This is a genomic window from Nocardia sp. NPDC059195, from assembly GCF_042754695.1.
In the GTDB taxonomy this organism is placed as follows: Bacteria; Actinomycetota; Actinomycetes; order Mycobacteriales; family Mycobacteriaceae; genus Nocardia.
The window spans coordinates 18,046-38,260 of record NZ_JBHZBG010000032.1; the positions used below are offsets into that span (position 1 = coordinate 18,046).

The window sequence follows — 20,215 nt, forward strand, 5'->3', positions numbered from 1 at the left end:
GCGGGCACGCCGGATCGGCCCCCTCGGCGCGCGGGCTTCTACCGTCGGGTCCGTGTCAGAAGACTCCCCAGGTAACGCCACCCCCTCCTACGACTACGACGTCCTGATCGTCGGGTCGGGGTTCGGCGGCAGTGTCACGGCCCTGCGCCTGTGGAGAAGGGCTACACCGTCGGTGTCCTGGAAGCTGGTCGCCGGTTCGCGGATGCCGATTTCGCCGCGACCAACTGGGACCTGCGCCGATACCTGTGGGCCCCACGGTTCGGCTGCTACGGGATCCAGCGCATTCACCGCCTGCGCGACTGCTTCATCCTGGCCGGCGCCGGAGTCGGCGGCGGTTCCCTCAACTACGCCAACACCCTCTACAAGCCTGGAGCAGCGTTCTTCGGCGATCGGCAGTGGGCCGGTATCACCGACTGGGACGCCGAGCTCAGCCCCCATTACGACCAGGCGCGCCGCATGCTCGGCGTTGTGCGCAATCCGCACATGACACCGGCCGACACCATCATCGAGTCGGTGGCCGAGGAGATGGGAGTCGGTGACACCTTCGTGCCGACCCCGGTGGGCGTGTATTTCGGCGAACCAGGCCGGACCGCCGCCGACCCGTACTTCGGCGGCGTCGGACCCGACCGCACCGGCTGCATCGAGTGCGGGGAGTGCATGACCGGCTGCCGTCACGGCGCCAAGAACACCCTCGTCAAGAACTATCTCGGGTTGGCGGAGCAGGCCGGGGCCATGGTCTCGCCGATGACCACCGTGACCGCGATCCGGCCGCAGTCCGACGGCAGCTGGCTGGTCGACACCGAACGCACCGGACGCTGGGTCCGCAAACACCGCGCCACGGTGTCGGCGCGGCATGTCGTCCTGGCCGCGGGCACCTGGGGAACCCAGCACCTGCTGTTCCGAATGCGTGACACCGCGATACTGCCCGGGATTTCGCCGCGGCTGGGTGTGCTGACGCGCACCAATTCCGAGGCGATCCTCGGCGCCGGACGCACCGAGGTCGACCCGGCCGTCGACATCACCAAGGGCGTGGCGATCACGTCCTCGTTCCATCCCACGCCGGATACCCATGTCGAGCCCGTGCGCTACGGCAAGGGGTCCAATGCCATGGGGTTGCTCAACACCTACCTCGTCGACGGCGACCACCGGCTGCCGCGCTGGTCGCGAGTCCTGCTGATCGCCGGGCGCCACCCGGTACAGACCGTGCGACTGTTGCGCACCAACCGGTGGAGCGAGCGCACCCTGGTCCTGCTCGTGATGCAGAGCCTCGACAATTCGATCACCACCTACACCCGGCGCGGGGTGTTCGGTCGCCGGTTCACCAGCAAGCAGGGTTTCGGCGAACCCAATCCGTCCTGGATTCCGCCCGGTCACGAGGCGACCCGCCACGTCGCCGCGAAACTCGGTGCCACACCGGGCAGTACCTGGCCTGACGTGTTCAACGTCCCGATGACCGCACACTTCATCGGCGGCTGTGTCATCGGCACCGATGCGGGCACCGGCGTGATCGATCCCTACCACCGGGTCCACGGCTACCCCGGCCTCAGCGTCGTCGACGGCTCGGCGATCTCGGCCAACCTCGGTGTCAATCCGTCACTGACGATCGCGGCCCAGGCCGAACGCGCCGCCGCGCTGTGGCCCAACAAGGGCGAGCCGGATCCGCGCCCGGCGATGGGCGATCCCTACGAGCGAATCGCCACGGTGGCACCGAACGACCCCGTCGTCCCCGCCACCGCGACCGCCGCCCTGCGTCTGCCGATCTGGCCGGTCACCGCGCCCGCACGCGAGGGCCACCAGGGCGCGTTGTAGAGAATGCGATGAGATAGCTGACCCAGACTTTGTGACCTCTCCCGCCTCCCCCGCATCTCGCGCTGGCACACCGTGATTCGGCTACCGTCGCGCACAGCACTCGTGTTGGTTGGAAGGTGGCAGTAAGCGTGGTAACTACCCAGGCGAAGCTCGATGGGCTGGCCGAGATTCTGGCGATCGCCGCGGAACCAGCAGGTGAGGCCGCCCTCGCCAAGCGGGCGAAGAAGGGCATTCCGAGCGTTCGCGAGCGGATGAACATGCTGCTCGATCCCGCAACATTCATCGAGATCGGGGCATTGGTGCGTCAGCCCGACCAGCCCGATGCCCTCTACGGCGACGGGTTGGTCACCGGGCGCGGATTGATCGGTGGCCGCACAGTGGTGGTGATCGCGCATGATCAGACCGTGTACGGCGGGTCGGTCGGTGTCGCCGCGGCGCGAAAGTTCATGCGGGCGTTGAAACTCGCGTTCGACAATGCGTGCCCGGTGGTGACGATCAACGACTCCGGCGGCGCGCGCGTGCAGGACGCGGTCGGTTCGATCGCCTCGTTCGGCGATATGACCCGGGTGCTGGAGAAGCTGTCCGGGTACGTGCCGCAGGTGTCGATCATTCTCGGCAAGTGCGCCGCCGGTTCGGTGTACGGGCCGATCAATACCGATGTACTCATCGGCACCAAGGATTCGTACATGTTCGTCACCGGACCCGACGTGATCAAGGCCGTCAACGGTGAGGACGTCAGCGCCGAGGCGCTCGGTGGCGCCGAAGTGCAGGCCAAACGCGGCACCCTGCATCATGTCGCCGAGACCGAGCAGGACGCCTTCGACTGGGCCCGCAACTACCTCAGCTACATGCCGTCGAGCTGTCTGGAACAGCCGCCGGTCGTCAATCCCGGCCTGGAACCCGACATCACCGCCTACGACCTGGAACTCGACACGATCATCCCGGATTCCGATCGCGCGGGCTACGACATGCACGACATCCTGATCCGGCTGTTCGACGACGGTGAATTCCATGAGATCCGAGCCGCTTTCGCCCCGAACCTGATCACCGGATTCGCCAGGGTCGACGGCTATCCGGTCGGTGTGATCGCCAACCAGCCGCTGGTGCTCGGCGGTTCCATCGACGCCGCGTGCTCCGACAAGTCGACCTATTTCATCCGGCTCTGCGACGCCTTCAACATCCCGCTGATCTTCGTCGCCGACACCCCCGGTGTGCTGCCCGGCCTCGACCAGGAGGACGCGGGCGTGATCATCCGTGGTGGCCGGGTTCCGCGCGCCATCATCGAGGCGACGGTGCCGATCATCAACCTCGTGGTGCGCAAGTCCTACGGCGGCGCCTACGGCATGATGGGATGCCGTCAGGTCGGTGCCGACGTCAGCTTCGCCTGGCCGACCGCCCGGATCGCGGTGATCGGCGCCGAAAGCGCGGTCGACCTCGCCGGCAAACGCCAATTGGCCGCCATCCCCGAGGAACACCGCGCCGCGGCGCGGGACTTCATGATCAACCAGTACAACGAAACCATCGCCACCCCGTGGATCGCCGCCGAACGCGGCTACATCGACGCGGTCATCGAACCCTCACGCACCCGCCTCGAGATCCGGCACGCGCTGCGCCTGCTGCGCGACAAGCCACCGGTCACGCCGGAATTCAACCCGCGCAAGCACTCGGTGTACCCGATGTGATCACCCTGCGCGAGAGCTGGTTTCGCTAGGACCTCGATAGAGCTCTGTTGATCCGGATCCACGATGGGCCCGGATCAACAGAGCGGCACGCAGATGGCACAGACCGGAAACATCGTTGAGGTCGAACCCGGTCATCTGGCCGATCCGTTTCAATCGGTAGTCGACGGTATTCGTGTGGATGAACATGGTGCGCGCGGTCCGCGAACGCTGCATATTCGTGGACATATACACCTCGAGCGTTCGCAACAGCTCCGGGTGCGCTTCGAGAGAATCGACGATGGAGCTCAGATAATCGCGCGCCGGGCCCGGCCGGGTGAGCTGATATTCGAATGCCAATTCATGCGGGCGATAGACCTTGCTCGGACCACCGAACCGATGCGCGATTTCGACGAGTTCGTGGACTTGCTCGGCGGCACGCGGAATTTCGGTCGGCGTCGCCGATGTCGCCACCGCACGCACCGGCACCTGTGCCGCGGCGGACAAGCCGACGATCAACTCGTCCAGGTCGGCTTCGGTGAATTCCGGGGTCGGTAGCAGCAAGGTGCCGCCGTCCACGCTCAACAGCGACAGCACCTTCCCGTCGCACCGGTCGGCCAGTTCGGCCTGAACACGCCGCAATTTTCGTCGAGCGACGACTTTCGCGTCGAGGGACGGGTCGAATTCCTCTGCGTGCGGCGGAAGTTCGAGGGCTACCACGTGATAGCGGTCGGCGACTTCGATGCCGCACTCCCGTGCCATCGTCGAGGTGTTCTGGCCGCCGAGCAATGCCGAGGTCAGGGTGTGCACCGCCGTGTGGTGCTCACTGTCCACCGACCGCAGTTCACGAACGTAGGCCACCGAGACCGCCGAGGTGATCATGTTCTGCGCGTCCATCAGCCGCCGGGCCACCCCGACGACGGTGTCGTAATCGTGGTTGGTGACATTGGTGATGACGAGATCGAAGCCGAGTTTGAAGCCCTCGTGCACGGCGTCGTGAATGGTGTCGATCGGGATTCCCTCGCGCGCCCAGTCGGCGGCGGCGGCCTGCACCCGCTCCACGCGCCCCGGGATATCGCGGCCGTCGAGCATGCTTCTGGTCAGTTCCAGACAGACGCGAGTCACCGTGGTGACGTCTCCGTCGAGCGCTTCGCCGGGCAGCGTGCCACACGGGACGACGTTCTCGATGAAATGCACCACCATCTGGCGGGATATCGTCCGCACATCCTTCAAGGGGTTCGATACCGGCCGCCCCGAAACGGTCAGAAACGGTTCGATGGAAGTTGCGCCAGCCATGATGAATCCTTCCCACCCAGATCACTGGGCAAGCCCCCAAACTACCGTGAACAACAATCCCCCGTCCAACCTTCGCTTGTGACAAAGAGTAAGAGAAGGCCGGATCAATGATGCTTTCCGACAAGTACACCCGCGGCCTGCGGGTCCACCACGGTGCGGCGGTGGCGGTTGCCGAACCGGAGCCGCGCACATCTTCACTCCGTCGACCGGTCGCCACCGCCGCATGTATCCGTGTTAGCCGGTTACAGGCACAAGCTGACCTCGAGTACGGGGAGCGGAAGGGGGAGACACACTTCCACCGAACCCGAGACGGGCGCAGGAGCTGCTGCCGTGGCGGTACCGGCGCCGATCGCACCGGCGGACAATACGATGGCGGCGACGGCGAGCGGACGGGAAATTCTGGAGTTCATACGGTCATCCTCATTTGTACTGTGTGAAACATCCCAGCTTCGGGACATCTCGATCAGATCACGAACACCGCACTGATCGCTATCACCGCACACAGTTTTTGACGTTCTTATTCCGTATCCGCGGAATTGTCATGGATTCCCACAAGAATTTCCACCGCGAACTACTCGCGTTTCGTGGCGCCTTCAGGTATCGCGTGGCCTTCTACCGCGGGCAGGATTCGGGATCGATTGCGGGACTTGGCGCATGAGCCATCTGCGCGGGCCGCCGCCGGGCAGGTCGATCACCGCGGTCGTGTCGAATCCGAGGCGTTCGTAGTAGGAGAGGTTGTTCGGGTTCGTTGTTTCCAGGTGCACGGGAACGGCGTCGGCGGCCGCTCGATACATTCCCGCCGCGATCAGGTCCCGGCCATGCCCGCGTCCGCGTGCCGCCGCGGAGACCCCGACCGCCAGCAGGTGCCAATGCTGTTCCTGCACGCCTGCCGCGTAGGTCGCGCGTGCGCCCGTCCGCGCGCGGGCGGCATGCGAACCGTAGGTGTGCCAGGCTTTCAGCTGTCGACCTACCGTCGCTCGGGGCAGGATGTGAAAGGTGGCCAGCCATACCGCCACGCCGACGATCGCGCCGCTGCTGTCGAGTGCGAGGTCCACTCCGTCGCTGCAATCGCGTGAATCGTCGAGCGACGCTCGAAACGACCGGGCGAGCCGGGTCCTGCGGCTGGATTCCTTGGGGTGCAGCCACAGCGTCGCCGGGTCCTCCGCCAAGGATGCCGCCAACAATTCGGCGGCGACGCCGAAGTCTTTCCTGTTGCCGGGGCGAATCCGCCGAGCATGTTCCTGTACCGCATCTCCCACGGTCGAAATGATAATGGCGGGTTGTCCGTACGGCTGCTCGAGCAGGACAGTCAGACCGGAACTGCCCGGCCGCGCAAGTAGGCGATGACGTTCTCGGCGCCTGACTCGTCCGGATCAGCGGCCGATAATCGGAACTGGGTCAGCGCATCATCGAGTCGTGGCCCCGGGCCGTGTTCGGCGAGCAGAACGATGATCGCCTCCATGGCGGCAGGTGGTGGATTCGGGTCCGCCAGCAGTTCGTTCAGGTAGGCGTCCGGTTCGAGCAGGCGCAGCGCCCGGCGCGCGTAGGCGTGGACGCGCACCGGCAGGTCGGCACGAACGGCATCGACATCGGCCTGTAGTGCGGGGCGTCCCCGATGGGCCGGATCGACCCGCAGCGACCACAGCTCGGTCAACTCCTTGCCCATCCCCCGCTCATCGATCAATGCGGGCCCGGTTGCTTGTTCGAGCGCGGCCGGTGGGAGACCTCGCCCGGTATCGCGCCAGTTGCAGAATTCCCACCAGGCCATCGGCGTCACGCGCAGTTCCAGGCCGAATCCGATCGCCTGCTGACCGTCTGTCCAGGTCCGCTGGGTGCGGGTGCGGCGGATCGATGCCGTACCGCCGGCGGTGACCTGCGTCCAGGAAGCTTCCGTTCCGTGAAAGCCATATGGCCGCAACAACTTTCCCGCCTCGCGTGTCAGGCGGCGTAGCGCAGAGTCCGGTCCGTCCATGTGAGCCAGACTAAAGGGGCGCACCGACAAGTTCGGTTCACCGATGAACAGCGCCCGCTGTGGCCGCATGTCGCGATGGGCGGGAACCACGCTCGACCGGCGGTTCGTGCGGACTAGGAATCGACGACCCGCGTGCCCGTCGTCGCGGCGAGCACCGCTGCGGTGACCTGATCGGGCGCCTCGACCATCACCAGGTGACCCGCGCCGTCGACGACGATCGCCCGCGACGGTTTCAACGTGCGGTTCAGCGCGGCACCGGCTTGCGCGCTCAACACGCGATTGCGGCTGCCCCAGACCGTGGTAATCGGGGGAAAGTCCGCGGGCGGCACGAAGTTGTCCAGCTCACCGAGGAGCGGAATCTCGCGGGAGATCGCGGCAGTGACCATCAGCCGACGGGGTTCGGTCCAGCTCTTGCGCAAATGCGCCACGATCTCCCCGGGCGCGTCCTCGGAACCGAGCTGTTCTGCCACGATCAGCCCGGCCACCGGGCCGGGAATGCGGACCCGCGCGAGCAGCGAGTCGATGTGTAGTCGCCGGCCGAGCCGGGCCGCCCATGCGGTTCGGGTCGGCCGCAAGGTGGCCGGCGTGAGCGGGCTACTGATCACCAGCGATCGCACCCGGCCGGGATGACGCTGGGTGTACAGCAGTGACAGCGCGCTGCCGAAACAGTGGCCGACCAGCGTCACATCGCGCAGATCCCGCTCCTCGAAGAACGCGGTGACCATGGCCAGATAGTTCTCGACCGTGTACCCGTCGTCGGGGGCGTCGGAGTCGCCATATCCGATGAGATCGATCGCGAAGACCCGATGGGTCTGCTGCAGTGCGTCGAATTGCGCTCGCCAGATGTGACGGTCACCGCCGAGGTTGTGCAGGAAAACGATCGGCGGCCCCGCACCCGCCTCGTCATAGGCGATCGAGGTTCCGCGAAAGTCGAAATGCCGCATCCCGGGGCTTCCTTCCAGTGGCAGCCACGTGACCACGTCGTCGTGGTCAATCCACGGTAACGCCGACACTCTCGCTCACACGGCGAAACTTCAATCCAGGCAGAACTCGTTGCCCTCGGGATCGGTCATCACGATCCATCCGGCACTCATCGGCGGCTCGGGCTCGAAGCGCTCGACCCGCTTGCCACCCAACGCGACCAGCCGCGCGCACTCCGCCTCCAACGCCGCCATCCGCCCGTCTCCCTGCAACCCGGGCGCCGCCCGGACATCGAGATGAACCCGATTCTTGGCGACCTTGCCCTCTGGCACCTGCTGGAAGAACACCCGCGGGCCATGCCCCTCCGGATCCTCGATCGCCGACTTCGTATTCCGCTCCTCCGCCGGCACACCGATCCGCGCGAGAAACTGATCCCACACAACAAGCGGGTCGACCCCGGCGGGCACCTCGACTCCTGGCGGGCCCGGATGCACATATCCCAGCGCATCACGCCAGAAGGTCGACAGCGCGGCCGGGTCGTGCGCGTCGAAGGTGATCTGAATATGGCGGCTCATCATTACTCCGTTCATGGCAACTGAACATGGCGTGGCAGACCTTTCCGTCACCGTAGGCCAGGGGTCCGACAATCTGCCGCTGTGGTTGCCGGGGCCGGTGATTCGCCCAGGCCGAATCTGGCGTGGACGGTCTTCATCCAGGCCGGGGCCCACCAGCAGTCGTCGCCGAGGAGTTTCATCGTCGCGGGGACGAGCAGCATGCGCAGGACGGTGGCGTCGATGATGAGGGCGGCGATCATGCCGTAGGCGACGTATTGCATCAGGACCAGGTCCGAGAAGGCGAAGGCGCCGGTGACCACGAGCAAGATCAGCGCCGCCGCGGTGATGATGCGGCCGGTGTGCGCGGTGCCGATCCGGACCGCCTCGGTGGTGGTCGCACCCCGGGCCCGCGCTTCGACCATGCGCGAGAGCAGGAAGACCTCGTAGTCGGTGGACAAGCCGTAGATGATCGCGATGATCATCACCAGCATGTTGGCCTGGATGGGTTGCGGGGTGAAGTTCAGCAGGCTCGCGCCGTGACCGTCGATGAAGATCCAGGTGAGGATGCCCAGCGTCGAGCCGAGGCCGAGAGCGCTCATGAGGGCGGCCTTGATCGGCAGGATCAGTGAACCGAAGGTCAGGAACATCAGCAGCGTGGTGACGAGCAGGACGAGGGCGATCATCCACGGCATGCGCTCGAGCAGCGCGTCGAGCGAGTCCTTCTGGATGGCGGGGACACCGCCGACGAGCATCCGCACGCCGTCGGGAAGTTCGATGCCGCGCAGGTAGTCGATGGTGGCATCGGCGGAATCGGAGTCCGCGAGTGTCGTTTTGGTGCGGTATACGTCCGACTGCACCGGCGACCGCGACGGCAGTTCGAACGTCGCCGCCAGTCCGGGTGCTCGGTTGGCCAGTTTCAGGGCAGCGCCGATCGCGACGCTGTCGCCGGAGACGAAGATCAGGTCGATCGGATCGGAGCGACGGCCGGGGAAGGTCGCGTCGATCTGCTCCTGCGCGACGCGAGTGCTGTTGTCCGGCGGCAGATACCGTTCACTGAAGCCGCCGAACGCGAGATTTCGAGCCGGCAGAATCAACAACACCAGGATCACGCCCAGCACGCCCGCGACCTTCACCGGATGCTTCATCACCCACTGGGTGCTGCGGCCCCAGAATCCGTTCTCCACTTCGTCCGCGGACTTCGTTCTCCTGAGCCGCCTGCTTCCCCACATATCCACGCGCGCACCGAGAATCGCGAGCATCGCGGGCAGCAACGTGATCGCAGTGAGCGCGGCCAGCGACACGGTCGCGATGGCGCCGTAGGCGATGGATTTCAGGAACCCCTGCGGGAACAGGAGCATGCCGCCCGCGCTGGCGATGATCATCGTCGCGGAGAACACCACGGTGCGTCCCGCCGTCGCCATCGTGCGCCGCACCGCCGCCGCGGTGTCGTGGCCCTCGGCGAGTTCTTCCCGGAAGCGACTCACGATGAACAGCCCGTAGTCGATGGCCAATCCGGCACCGATCATCGAAACAACCGGCGCGACAAAGGCATTCACCTCGGTGACGTAGGTGAAGGTACGCACGATCCCGCTCGCGCCCAGCATCGTCAGCCCGCCGACGATCAACGGCAGCGCAGCGGCGACCACACCGCCGAAGATGAAGAACAGCAGCAGCGCCACCACCGGGAATGCGAGAACCTCCATCCGTCGGATGTCGTCGGACAGGGTGTCGTTGAGTGTTCCCGCTACCGATTGCAGCCCGCCGACCTGCACATCGATACCGGGAATCGCGAAGGCGTCCTTCACCTTCCTGGTGTTGCGCAGCATCTCGGTGTCGTTGTCACCAACGATGGCAACGGCGGCGACAGCGCGGGTGCGGTCCGATGTGGCGAACAGCGAACCACTCGCCCGGCCCGTTTCCGTCGGCCAGTAGGCCCCGTTGACGCCGGCTATCGCGCCGGAATACGCACGCGGCAGGCTGTTGAGGTTGTCGACGATCTGGCGACTGAACTCGGGATCGTCGACAGTCTTGCCGGGCGGCGCCGTGTAGAGCACGACCACGTCGAGGTCATGGTTGCGACCGAACGCACTGTCCGCCAAGCGCCCCGCCAGCGCGGATTCCGAGCCGGGATCGTCCATGCCGCCGGAACTCAGCTCATCGTGCAGCCCGAGCCCATACCCGCCGAGCGCGAGCAGTGCGGCCACCACGACGCCGAGCACGGCGAACCGGAATCGATAGACCAGATCGCCCCAGCGCGTGAACACTAGCTCGCCGCCCGTTCGTCGACTCCGAGTGCAATGTTCAAGAGGCCGCATCCTTTCACGTGGTCCGCCTGATGTGCCTCCCACCTAAAGTACCGCCACTTCGCGAGACGGGCCCTGATCTAGGACCGCGCGCGCTGATCGACGCCGATCTCCTGCAATGCGGCGATCAGGAAGTTGTTGACCGCGTCGGTTCGTTCGAGATGGACCAGATGGCCCGCGCCCGGAAGTTCCACTACCGCGCGCAGATCCGTGACGTTCGCACGGAGCGTGGCAAGCGGGTCGCGGCCACTGAAGCCCTCCATGTCGGGGTCGTTCTCGCCGTAGAGGAAGTAGGTCGGGACCTCGATCTTCGCGTCGGCGAACGACTCGGCGAGTTCCCAGTTGCGGTCCAGGTTGCGGTATCAGTTCAGGCCACCGGTGAAGCCGGTCCGTTCGAATTCTGTCGCGATGGTGTCGAATTCATTCTCGCTGAGCCATGTCCACGGCAGTGCGGGCGCCTGCGGCAGCACATCCAGGTAACCGAGTCCTGGCGGATTCTTCCAAGTGTCGAGATAGTGGTAGTCGCCGGAGAGCGAGAAATAGACGCGGGACAGGAATTCCCTCGGTCGCGCGGCGAGTTCGACGTCGGCAACGCCGGGCTCCTGGAAGTAGGACAGGTGCAGGAAGTGGCGTTGGGCGGCCTTGGTCCAGAAGGCCGAGGGCGCGCGGGGCGGACGCGGCGAGTACGGATTGTTCAGCACCACGAGGGCTTCGACGCGTTCGGGAGCGCGCAGCGACAGCTCCCACACCAGTTGGGCACCGAAATCGAGGCCGACGAACACGGCTTTCTCGGCGCCGATGTCGTCGAGCAGGCTGAGGAGGTCACCGATCACCGCCTCGTTGGTGTAGGCGGCGACATCGGCGGGCGCCTCCGTTCGGCCGTAACCGCGGAGGTCGGGCGCGATGGCCCGGAATCCCGCCTCGGCGACGGCTTCGACCTGCCGGTGCCAGATGAACCCGGTGTGCGGAAAGCCGTGACAGAACACGACCGGGTAACCCTGCCCCTGCTCGGTGACATGCATCCTGATCCCGCCCGTGTCGAGGAATCTCTGCTCCACTACCGCCTCCAATTTCTAGAACGTGTTCTGATTTGACGGTAGTGTCCGGAGGTCATGAGCGGAACACCCAAGATTCTGACCGGGCGCGTCGCGGTCGTCACCGGGGCCAGTCGCGGCATCGGCAAAGGCATCGCCCTGGAACTGGGCGCGGCCGGAGCGACCGTGTACGTCACCGGACGCACCACCGAGCCCGGGAAGCTACCCGGCACCGTGCAAGACACCGCCGCGATGGTGACCGAACTCGGCGGGCACGGCGTCGCGGCAGTCTGCGACCACCGCGACGACGACGCGGTCGAGAAACTCTTCGCCCGGATCCGCGAGGAGCAGGGCCGCCTCGACGTGCTGGTCAACAACGTCTACAACTCCCCCGCCGCCGCCCGCTGGCTGGGCCGCAAGTTCTGGGATGTGCCACCCAAGGCTTGGGACGAGACCTTCGACATCGGCGTGCGATCACATTATGTGGCAAGCGTTTTCGCGGCCCCGCTGCTGATCGAGTCGGCAGGGCTCATCGTCAACGTCTCCTCCCCCGGCGCTCGGCGGTATATGCACAATGCCGTCTACGGCGTCGGCAAGACCGCACTGGATCGGCTCACCGCCGACCTCGCCCACGACCTGAGCGGCACCGGCGCGACCGCGGTCTCGATCTGGCCCGGGATCGTGGATACCGAACTGCTGCAACTGGTTCCCGCAGACGAACACGGCCACCGGCGGGTCACCCTGCCCGGCGAAGGCACCTTCGACCTCGATACCGCTGAGACGCCCCGCTTCCCCGGGCGCGCGGTGGTGGCCCTGGCCGCCGACCCCGGCCGGTCGACGCGCACCGGGAAGTCATGGAAAGTCGCCGACCTCGCCGAGGATTACGGGTTCACCGACGTCGATGGACGCATCCCCCGCGCGGACTGAATACACCCGCTATCGCGATGAGAGCCACAACGCCGCGCGAGTTGATCGCGACTGATGCCGGGCGAATAACCCGTGCCACGGTCAACTAAGATCAGCGACGGTAATTCTCGGCACCCGAACGAACAGGACTCCCATGGCGCGCAAAGTCGTTGTCACACTTGTCGATGATTTCGATGGCACGTCCGCTGCCGATGCGACTGTCACATTCGGAATCGATGGGGCGGCCTACGAAATCGACCTGTCCGATGCCAACGCGGCAGAACTGCGTGAGGTATTCGAGCAGTGGGTTCCGTACGCGCGTCGCACCGGCCGGGCGAAGGCGGGCGCCGCACGCCGTCTCGGCTCGGCACCGGCGGCCGAATCCACCCGCCGCAACGATCTGACCGAGATCCGGGCGTGGGCTTCGCAGAACGGGCACACAGTGTCCAGCCGCGGCAGGATCTCAGCGGATGTCATCTCGGCCTATGAACAGGCATCTGCGTAAAGCAGCAGTTCGGCAACAGCACGGCGCGCATTCCCTCCGCGCGCCGTGCTGTTTTCGTCTGGTCGGGCAGCAGAATATCGGCTTGATCGGGGGAATTCCCGCGACAACGCCGAGTTCTTCATGGCACGCAGACTGTCGAGCACCATTTTGCCCTCGCCCTAGGTGTTGAAGGTATTGAACTTGCCGTCGAAGCCGACGACGTTGATCGCGAACCCTTGCGCGAGCCAGTAGACCGCCAGCGCAGCCTCTTTCATCGTGCCCGTCTGCACGAATAGGGCGGGTTACACGACGAATCGGTCGACGTCCTTGCTCCACAACAGCAGTTGGTCGGCGACTACCCGCCGTTGACAAGGGGTCGGTCGAGCCAATAGTCTCTTCTTACGCGCAGATACATCTTCTACGCAGAATCAATCGAGAGGCTCGCGCGATGACCACCATCGACACCACCCGCCCCACCAAGTCCCGACGGCGCACCATCGTGCGGGCGCTCGGTGCCACCACGCTCGTGCTCGGCCTTGCCGGAGCGTCCGGCTACCTATGGCTGGGTTACACCTCCGACGTGCACAACACCGGCGTCGCCGAGTGCACGAGCATCGTCCCCGCCGGCGGCACCGAGGCCGATCTGCGTGCGGTGTGCGCCACGCTGAGCGCGATGACCGCCGCCTGGGACCGCAACGACGCCGATGCCTACGGTGCCACCTTTACCGAAAATGCCACCTACACCACGTTTGTCGGCACCCACTATCAGGGCCGTGCGGATCTGACCGAGGCGCACCGCGCATTGTTCAGCGGCTTCCTGAAAGGCTCCAAGCTCGCGGACTCCTTCCTCGACGTCCGCTTCTACGGTGCCGACGTCGCCATCGTCACCAGCCGCGGCGACCGGTACGACGGCGACAAGCCCGCCGAGCTGTCCAAAACCCAGACCTACACTCTGGTCCGCGAACCCGACGACCAGTGGCGGATCGCGGCCTTCCACAACACCCAGCGCCAACCGAGGATGGAGCGGATCTCTTTCCTCTTCGACCCGGCAACCAAGCCATCGGCCGAACGATGACCACGAATCACCTTGCGCGAGTGGGCAACAGGCAAGCGCAGCGCGACTCGCGCTAGAGTGCGCGGGGACGTTCGCAGGGGTGTAGCGCTTGATTCGGGGGAATATCGTGAACGAAGTCTTGGCCTTGATCGGGGTGGGTGGGCTGATCCCGACGGTGATCGCCGCGGTGTCAGCGTGGTTCTCGGCGACGTTCAGTCGCCGAATCAGCAAGCGGGCCATCGAAGGCACCATGACCGGGGACGCCGTCGCCGTTGTCTCGACACCGACCGAACCGGTGGATCCGGACACCGACCATACCCAGCCGCCGCGTCATCGAACGGAGGAATACCTTCGGCAGGTGCGCAGTGCGATGGCACAGAGCACGGCGTTCTTCTGGGCGTACATGGTCAGCGGTTGCTGCGGAGTCGTGGTGGTACTCGCCGCGGCGTCGATGGTGGCGTTCGGCAATCGGGATGCCGCCGCCGCGACCTCGATCATGGGTGCGGTGCCGGTCGGGATCACCGCGTTGTTCTACAAGCGTTCCACCGACCTCGACAAGATCGTGGGCGAGAATCTCGCACGCCTCGGCAAAGCCGACGAGATCGCGGAAGCCAACCGCGCCGCGCACGACGTGGTATCGCGGATGGGGGTGGGCGCCGATCAGGATCGGCTACTGGCCATGATCGGTGTGCGGCAGCTCTTTCCGTCTGCCACGCCCGCGGAAGTCGCTGAACTACTTCGCACCGTGCCCGTCGAATCCGGACAGTGAGCTGTCGGGCACAACCGCGAGCCTGCCCCGTTCGGCAACGGAGTTCAGCTGCCGTATTGCGCTGTCTCCGGTCGCTCGATCAAGAGCACATGCGCGACCGTGTCGGCGACCGGGCGGTGCCGAATTCCCTTGGGCACCACGAACAATTCGCCCGGGTGCAGGGTTACCGGGGCGCGGTCTTCCAGTTCGATGACGAAGGTGCCGTCCCAGCAGAGGAAGAGTTCGTCTTCGTCGTGGTGGTGCCAGGGGAATTCGCCCGCCAGCTGGGCGACGCGGACGACAGTGTCGTTGACCATTGCCAGCTCGTGTTGCTGAAAGGGGCCGGGCAGGGCGGCGATGGCCGCGGGGATCGATATGGAACCGGTGGCGCGCGAGGCTGTCATGGTGATCATCGTCGGGCCGCTCGGGGCGACGATCCAGCGCCAATCGGCCATAATTGGTTTGGTGATGGATCCAATCACTGTGACAGATCGACTCGGCCGCTGGTCGGCGGGACGTGGGCCGCTCTATGCCCTGCTCGCGGCGGGGTTGCGCGGGCTGATCGACGACGGCGAACTCCCGCCGGGCGCACCGCTGCCGCCGGACCGCAAGCTGGCCGTCGCGCTGTCGGTCGGACGCAGCACCGTCGTCGCGGCCTATGACCTGCTCCACGACGAAGGGCGAATCGTTCGACGGCAGGGCAGTGGTACACGCGTCGCGGGGACACCGCAGGTCGATCCGCCGGAAACCACCAGTGAGCCGATGTTTCTCGACCTGCTCGAACCGCGATCCGACGTGATCTCGCTGGCTTGCGCGGCGCCGGACCGGCCTCCGGTCGAATTGGCCGAGTCCTATGCCGCGATGCTGCCCGCATTGGCCGCGACAACCGACGACATCGGCTACTACCCCTCCGGCCACCCAGCGCTTCGGGAGGCCGTCGCCGAGCACTACCGAGGGCGCGGTCTGCCCACCGAGGCCGGGCAGATTCTCGTCACCACCGGTGGGCAACAAGCGCTTTCGCTCCTCGCGCGGGCTCACCTGCGGCCTGGCGATCGAGTGCTCGTGGAAGCTCCGACCTACCCCGGCGCGCTGGAAGCCTTTCGCGGGGAAGCTGCGGTCGTGTCCGGATTGCCGCCCGGGCTGGACGGTTTCGCGGAGGCGATCCGCGAGCAGCGACCGACTCTCGCCTACGTGATCCCCACCTTCCACAACCCGACAGGCTCGGTGCTGTCCACGCTCACCCGGCGCAGACTCGCGGAAACCTCGGCAGCAGCGGGGATAGCGCTCATCGACGACGAGGTACTCGCCGAAGTCGGCTTCCCCGGCCACGAAATCCCGCGACCATTGGCCGCGTTCGCGGACACCGTGATCACCATCGGCTCGCTGAGCAAAAGCGTGTGGGGCGGACTGCGAGTCGGCTGGATCCGCGCGGCACCCCCGGCCATCGCCACGCTGGCCAGACTTCGCGCGGTGCACGACCTGGGCGGCAATCTGCCCGCCCAGCTGGCCGCGGCCGAGCTACTCCCCCGCCTCGACGGCTTGCTGCGCGCACAAGCCACCGAACGCGAGCGTCGCCACGACCACCTGCGCGCCGAACTCGCCCGCCGAATCCCCGCATGGGACGTGCCGCCGGTCGAGGGCGGACAGACCCTCTGGATCCGGCTGCCACACGGCGACGGCGCCTCCTTCACCCAAGCCGCACTGCGCCATCATGTTTCGATCCTCGCGGGCGGCGGCCTGGATCCGACCGGCGGCAGCGAACGCTACGTGCGGATCCATTTCCTGCATCCGCTGGAAACCCTCACGGCCGCGGTCGACCGTCTCGCCGAAGCCTGGCGCACCTACCGCCCACCGAACAGACCCGCTGTCGCGATACCACCTTTGGCGATGTGACGTCCGCCGCCGGGTTGACCTTGACGCTGCGTCAGGGTTGCAACCTTGTCGCATGACGAACGACAACTCATCCTCGACCCGGCTCGCCCCGCCGGTCGGCGGATTCGCCGAGATCGACGGCAAGCGCATTTTCGTGCACCGGTCGGGCAGCGGCGGACCGGCCGTGGTGTTCCTACCTGGCGCGAGCGCGGTCGGACTCGACTACTTCGGTGTACAGCAGCAGGTTTCGCGGTTCGGTACCGCCGTCGTGTACGACCGCGCCGGCACCGGCTACAGCGATCCGGTGCCCTTGCCGCGCACCGCCGAGGCGGTCGCCACGGAACTGCGCGAGCTGCTGCGCGCCGAGAACATCCCCGCCCCCTATGTGCTCGCGGCCCACTCTCTCGGCTGCCTCTACGCGCATCGGTTCGCTCAGCTGTACCCGCAGGACGTGGCCGGACTGGTCTGGCTGGACGGCTTGCACCGCGATTGGGACGAGTTCATGCCGCAGGCGATGCGGCTGGCAGCGGCCGCGGCGCCCGCTCCTGATCTCGAACAGGTCGAACAGATGCGCATCGCCCTTCGTGAGCTGCGCGGCGACTTGCTCGCGGACTACCCCGAGCACCTGCGGCAGCCCTTGATCGATGCCAGGTCGAGTGCCGAATGGATCCGTGCGGGCTTCGCCGAGCGCAACGGATTGACCGACGTGGCGGCCGAACTGCGCGGTGGGCCGAACCTTCCTGATGTTCCGCTGGTGGCGCTCAGTGTGCTGGGTGCCGACCCCAGCCAGTCCGCCGCGGCGCTGACCGAGATCCACGACGGCAGGCGGCGAATGGATGCGGCCGTGGTGCACGGGGTTTCGCGTGGGCAGCAGCGCATCATCACCGACACCGTGCACCACCGACTCTGCTTCGACCGTCCCGATGCCGTGGTCGCGGCGATCCGCGATGTCGTCGACCAGGTGGCAGGCCCCTAGAATCGGCGCGGTGCTCACCATCGGCCAGCTCGCGGCGACTGCCGGCGTGACCGTGCGCACCGTGCGCCACTACCACCAGGTCGGGCTGTTGCCCGAACCCGAGCGCGACGCCTCCGGCTACCGTCGCTATCCGGCGCAGGCGGCGGTGGATCTCATCCGGATCAGGACCCTCGCCGACGCCGGTGTTCCGCTGTCCAGGATCGACGCGCTTCTCCACGCGCAACCGACCGAATTCGCCGCGGCGATCGACGATATCGACGCGCATTTGCAGCGCAAGATCGATCAGCTCGCCGAGTACCGCCACCGGATCGCCGCACTGGCGAGCGGCGAAAGCCTTTTCCTTCCCACCGAAGTGGTCGTCCTCCTTGACCGGATGCGCGGTCTCGGCGTCAGCGAACATCGGGTGCGCCTGGAGCGCGACTCCTGGATCCTGTTGCGAGCGTTGGACGCCGACGCTCTCCCGGAACGGGTCCGCGAGAAGAACGCCGAATTCGACGACTCCGAAACCACACGCCTGTACCTGGCGGTGGACGAATCAGTCGACTGGGACCCGCACGATCCCCGCCTCGACCGACTCATCGACGACCTGGACAGCTGGGAAATCCAGCACAGGCGAAGCACCACCCAGTCGACCGAACTAGTAGCCGCCCGAATCTCCGAGTCCTCCCCCGCCTGGCAGCGCATCGTCGATGCCCTAACCCACCGCGCCGAACAGCGCGCCACCGAGCAGGACGGCTGAGGTCCCTCAGGTGCGCTGCCGGGCAGTAGTGTCACTCGCGGTCTGGACGAAGGCCTGTACCCGTGCGGTGAGTCCCGTGTTGAGCCAGCCGAGGCCGAATTGCAGTGGTGGGGCGTCGGTTACGGGGATGAAGGTGACGTCGGGGCGGACGTAGAACAGCGGGGCCTGTTCAGTTGTCAGGTACACGCCCTTGCCCGCGCCGACAAGGGCGAGGATCTCCGGGAAGGTGGCGGCGGTCGGTCCCGGCTCGATGGGCCGGCCGGACGGCGTCTGTCCTGGATGGTGGAACTCGACGAAGTACGCGGGTAGTTCCGGCGGATTCTGGATCATCGCGACCTCGGCGAGGTCTTCCAGCGATAGCGAGGGCCTACGTGCGAAATCGTGGCCGGACGGGACCGCGAGCATTTTGGCCTCGGAGATCAGCGGCGGGCCGATGGTCATGTCGGGCTCGCACATCGGAAAGCAGCACAGCATGATGTCGACAGCACCGCTGCGCAACCGATTCGCGCCGTCGCTGAGCTGCAATTCCGTGATCCGCACCGCGCATTCGGGATGCCGGGCCTCGAAGACCTCGCCTACCTCCAGCAGATACCGCCCACCGGCCGACCCGAAATATCCGACCCGCAAGGTGCCATGGAGTCCGCGTCCGGCCAGTTCGGCATTGCGGACGCTGCGCCGAACCTGCTCGTAGGCGGGACGAAGTTCCTCGCACAACCGACGCCCGACCGGCGTCAGGACGACCTTGCGGCTGGTCCGCTCGAACAGCGCCACCCCGACCTGACGCTCCAGCCCCTTGATCGTCTTGCTGACATGCGCCGTGGAAACCCGCAATCGCTCGGCGGTCCGGCCGAAATGCAGTTCCTCCGACAGCGTCAGGAACGCCTCGATCTCGTTTCGCTCCACGGCCGCCTTCGATCATTGCTCACCGGTTAACGACCCTTGGGTGATTTGTCGTTGAACATCCCCGGCGAACACTTGATCATAGATCCGTCTACACAACGTTCAGAGAGGTCGGTTCGACATGGCGGTAGCGACTGTCCCGCACATCAGGCACAGGGTCGTCGAAGTGGACGGGGTACGGGTCTTCTACCGGGAGACCGGGCCGGCGGACGCACCGACACTGCTTCTCCTGCACGGCTTTCCCTCGGCATCGCATCAGTTCCGGCGGCTCATGGACGCACTCGGTGGGCGATTCCGGATGATCGCCCCTGACTACCCCGGTTTCGGGCACACCGAAGTCCCCGACGGTTTCGTCTACTCCTTCGACCGTCTCGCCGACATCGTCGATGGCTTTGTCGACGCCGTGGGTCTGCGACGATTCGTGCTGTACACCTTCGACTTCGGCGGACCGGTCGGCTTGCGCCTTGCCGCCCGTCGGCCCGCACAGCTCGCGGGTCTGATCGTGCAGAACGCGAACGCCTACGACGAAGGCCTGTCCGACATCGCGCGCGCGATGACCGCGAACAAGCCGGGACAGCCGGGCGCCGAGGACAACGTTCGGCAGATCCTCGAACTGCCCGTCACCCGCGGCCAGTACGAGGGCGGCACCACCGATGTCGAGCTCATCGCACCCGACGGCTGGACTCTGGACCAGCATTTCCTCGACCTCCCGGGCCGCAAGGACGCGCAGGTGCTCCTGGCACTCGATTACCACACCAATGTGGCGCTTTACCCGGTCTGGCAGCAGTGGCTGCGCGAGCACCGGCCGCCGACGCTGGTGCTGTGGGGTCGCAACGACGCCTTCTTCCCCGAGGCAGGTGCGCATGCCTACCTCCGCGACCTCCCCGATGCCGCGGTTCACATTTTCGACACCGGCCATTTCGCGCTCGAAGAGAACCTGCCCGAAATCGCGCCGGTCATCAGCGATTTCGTCGATCGTCTGTAGCAGG

At 66.1% G+C, this 20,215-nt stretch carries 19 protein-coding genes and 1 pseudogene; 10 read left to right on the top strand and 10 right to left on the bottom strand.

Features of this window, described 5'->3' with window-relative positions:
- The first annotated feature begins 52 nt into the window (after positions 1-52).
- Together ACFXKN_RS28625 and ACFXKN_RS28630 are read left to right on the top strand one after the other, a co-directional pair.
- Positions 53-1,809 (top strand): annotated as a pseudogene (locus ACFXKN_RS28625) (FAD-dependent oxidoreductase).
- Between the two features lie 128 nt (positions 1,810-1,937).
- Positions 1,938-3,491, top strand: coding sequence for an acyl-CoA carboxylase subunit beta (locus ACFXKN_RS28630; RefSeq protein ID WP_378972917.1), 1,554 nt, complete (start codon positions 1,938-1,940; stop codon positions 3,489-3,491).
- Here the strand turns inward: ACFXKN_RS28630 and ACFXKN_RS28635 are convergent, their stop codons facing one another.
- The 8 genes from ACFXKN_RS28635 to ACFXKN_RS28670 all read right to left on the bottom strand — a co-directional run bounded on the left by ACFXKN_RS28635 (position 3,492) and on the right by ACFXKN_RS28670 (position 11,571).
- Positions 3,492-4,763 carry a PucR family transcriptional regulator gene (locus tag ACFXKN_RS28635; protein ID WP_378972914.1) on the bottom strand — a complete coding sequence of 424 codons (1,272 nt, stop codon included), beginning with the start codon at positions 4,761-4,763 and terminating at the stop codon, positions 3,492-3,494.
- Between the two features lie 593 nt (positions 4,764-5,356).
- Positions 5,357-6,022: a GNAT family N-acetyltransferase gene (locus ACFXKN_RS28640; RefSeq protein ID WP_378972911.1), complete on the bottom strand. Its 666-nt coding sequence runs from the start codon at positions 6,020-6,022 to the stop codon at positions 5,357-5,359.
- 50 nt (positions 6,023-6,072) lie between these two features.
- On the bottom strand, positions 6,073-6,735 hold the full coding sequence (locus ACFXKN_RS28645; protein ID WP_378972906.1) for a hypothetical protein: 663 nt from the start codon (positions 6,733-6,735) through the stop codon (positions 6,073-6,075).
- A 113-nt stretch (positions 6,736-6,848) separates the two neighbouring features.
- Positions 6,849-7,679, bottom strand: a complete 831-nt coding sequence (locus ACFXKN_RS28650; protein ID WP_378972902.1) for an alpha/beta fold hydrolase — start codon at positions 7,677-7,679, stop codon at positions 6,849-6,851.
- 90 nt (positions 7,680-7,769) lie between these two features.
- The gene (locus ACFXKN_RS28655) at positions 7,770-8,231 is read right to left on the bottom strand and encodes a VOC family protein (RefSeq protein WP_378972896.1); all 462 of its coding nucleotides are present in this window, start codon (positions 8,229-8,231) and stop codon (positions 7,770-7,772) included.
- 47 nt (positions 8,232-8,278) lie between these two features.
- Positions 8,279-10,474 (bottom strand): MMPL family transporter, encoded by a 2,196-nt coding sequence (locus ACFXKN_RS28660; RefSeq protein ID WP_378972891.1) that lies wholly within the window; start codon positions 10,472-10,474, stop codon positions 8,279-8,281.
- A 119-nt stretch (positions 10,475-10,593) separates the two neighbouring features.
- Positions 10,594-10,776 (bottom strand): hypothetical protein, encoded by a 183-nt coding sequence (locus ACFXKN_RS28665; protein WP_379434177.1) that lies wholly within the window; start codon positions 10,774-10,776, stop codon positions 10,594-10,596.
- 99 nt (positions 10,777-10,875) lie between these two features.
- Entirely contained in the window at positions 10,876-11,571 is a 696-nt protein-coding gene (locus ACFXKN_RS28670; RefSeq protein WP_379434178.1) for an alpha/beta fold hydrolase, read from the bottom strand.
- Positions 11,572-11,625: 54 nt separating this feature from the next.
- On the opposite strand from ACFXKN_RS28670, the gene ACFXKN_RS28675 reads away from it, so the two are divergent.
- The 4 genes from ACFXKN_RS28675 (at position 11,626) to ACFXKN_RS28690 (ending at position 14,760) form a co-directional block, all read left to right on the top strand.
- Positions 11,626-12,474: an SDR family NAD(P)-dependent oxidoreductase gene (locus ACFXKN_RS28675; protein ID WP_378972887.1), complete on the top strand. Its 849-nt coding sequence runs from the start codon at positions 11,626-11,628 to the stop codon at positions 12,472-12,474.
- A gap of 133 nt (positions 12,475-12,607) precedes the next feature.
- On the top strand, positions 12,608-12,958 hold the full coding sequence (locus ACFXKN_RS28680) for an Lsr2 family protein (protein ID WP_378972880.1): 351 nt from the start codon (positions 12,608-12,610) through the stop codon (positions 12,956-12,958).
- A 427-nt stretch (positions 12,959-13,385) separates the two neighbouring features.
- Positions 13,386-14,012 (top strand): SgcJ/EcaC family oxidoreductase, encoded by a 627-nt coding sequence (locus ACFXKN_RS28685; RefSeq protein WP_378972877.1) that lies wholly within the window; start codon positions 13,386-13,388, stop codon positions 14,010-14,012.
- A gap of 106 nt (positions 14,013-14,118) precedes the next feature.
- Positions 14,119-14,760, top strand: coding sequence for a hypothetical protein (locus ACFXKN_RS28690; RefSeq protein WP_378972873.1), 642 nt, complete (start codon positions 14,119-14,121; stop codon positions 14,758-14,760).
- A gap of 44 nt (positions 14,761-14,804) precedes the next feature.
- Here the strand turns inward: ACFXKN_RS28690 and ACFXKN_RS28695 are convergent, their stop codons facing one another.
- Positions 14,805-15,143, bottom strand: a complete 339-nt coding sequence (locus ACFXKN_RS28695; protein ID WP_378972869.1) for a cupin domain-containing protein — start codon at positions 15,141-15,143, stop codon at positions 14,805-14,807.
- A gap of 79 nt (positions 15,144-15,222) precedes the next feature.
- On the opposite strand from ACFXKN_RS28695, the gene ACFXKN_RS28700 reads away from it, so the two are divergent.
- From ACFXKN_RS28700 to ACFXKN_RS28710, 3 genes are read left to right on the top strand one after another with little or no spacing between them, the layout of a single operon-like run.
- Complete coding sequence (locus ACFXKN_RS28700; RefSeq protein ID WP_378972867.1) at positions 15,223-16,632, top strand: PLP-dependent aminotransferase family protein; 1,410 nt, start codon at positions 15,223-15,225, stop codon at positions 16,630-16,632.
- 52 nt (positions 16,633-16,684) lie between these two features.
- Positions 16,685-17,587 carry an alpha/beta fold hydrolase gene (locus ACFXKN_RS28705; protein WP_378972862.1) on the top strand — a complete coding sequence of 301 codons (903 nt, stop codon included), beginning with the start codon at positions 16,685-16,687 and terminating at the stop codon, positions 17,585-17,587.
- Positions 17,588-17,597: 10 nt separating this feature from the next.
- Positions 17,598-18,326 carry a MerR family transcriptional regulator gene (locus ACFXKN_RS28710; RefSeq protein ID WP_378972859.1) on the top strand — a complete coding sequence of 243 codons (729 nt, stop codon included), beginning with the start codon at positions 17,598-17,600 and terminating at the stop codon, positions 18,324-18,326.
- Positions 18,327-18,332: 6 nt separating this feature from the next.
- On the opposite strand, the gene ACFXKN_RS28715 is transcribed toward ACFXKN_RS28710, so the two are convergent.
- A complete protein-coding gene (locus ACFXKN_RS28715) occupies positions 18,333-19,229 on the bottom strand; it encodes a LysR family transcriptional regulator (RefSeq protein ID WP_378972857.1) in 897 nt (298 codons plus the stop codon).
- A 118-nt stretch (positions 19,230-19,347) separates the two neighbouring features.
- On the opposite strand from ACFXKN_RS28715, the gene ACFXKN_RS28720 reads away from it, so the two are divergent.
- Positions 19,348-20,211 carry an alpha/beta fold hydrolase gene (locus ACFXKN_RS28720; protein WP_378972853.1) on the top strand — a complete coding sequence of 288 codons (864 nt, stop codon included), beginning with the start codon at positions 19,348-19,350 and terminating at the stop codon, positions 20,209-20,211.
- The last annotated feature ends 4 nt before the right edge of the window (positions 20,212-20,215 follow it).

Excerpts from the sequence above, each read along its gene's own strand:
- ACFXKN_RS28635 (WP_378972914.1), bottom strand. The coding sequence starts at position 4,763 with ATGGCTGGCGCAACTTCCATCGAACCGTTTCTGACCGTTTCGGGGCGG.
- ACFXKN_RS28645 (WP_378972906.1), bottom strand. The coding sequence starts at position 6,735 with ATGGACGGACCGGACTCTGCGCTACGCCGCCTGACACGCGAGGCGGGA.
- ACFXKN_RS28650 (WP_378972902.1), bottom strand. The coding sequence starts at position 7,679 with ATGCGGCATTTCGACTTTCGCGGAACCTCGATCGCCTATGACGAGGCG.
- ACFXKN_RS28655 (WP_378972896.1), bottom strand. The coding sequence starts at position 8,231 with ATGAGCCGCCATATTCAGATCACCTTCGACGCGCACGACCCGGCCGCG.
- ACFXKN_RS28665 (WP_379434177.1), bottom strand. The coding sequence starts at position 10,776 with ATGGAGGGCTTCAGTGGCCGCGACCCGCTTGCCACGCTCCGTGCGAAC.
- ACFXKN_RS28675 (WP_378972887.1), top strand. The coding sequence starts at position 11,626 with ATGAGCGGAACACCCAAGATTCTGACCGGGCGCGTCGCGGTCGTCACC.
- ACFXKN_RS28680 (WP_378972880.1), top strand. The coding sequence starts at position 12,608 with ATGGCGCGCAAAGTCGTTGTCACACTTGTCGATGATTTCGATGGCACG.
- ACFXKN_RS28685 (WP_378972877.1), top strand. The coding sequence starts at position 13,386 with ATGACCACCATCGACACCACCCGCCCCACCAAGTCCCGACGGCGCACC.
- ACFXKN_RS28695 (WP_378972869.1), bottom strand. The coding sequence starts at position 15,143 with ATGACAGCCTCGCGCGCCACCGGTTCCATATCGATCCCCGCGGCCATC.
- ACFXKN_RS28705 (WP_378972862.1), top strand. The coding sequence starts at position 16,685 with ATGACGAACGACAACTCATCCTCGACCCGGCTCGCCCCGCCGGTCGGC.
- ACFXKN_RS28720 (WP_378972853.1), top strand. The coding sequence starts at position 19,348 with ATGGCGGTAGCGACTGTCCCGCACATCAGGCACAGGGTCGTCGAAGTG.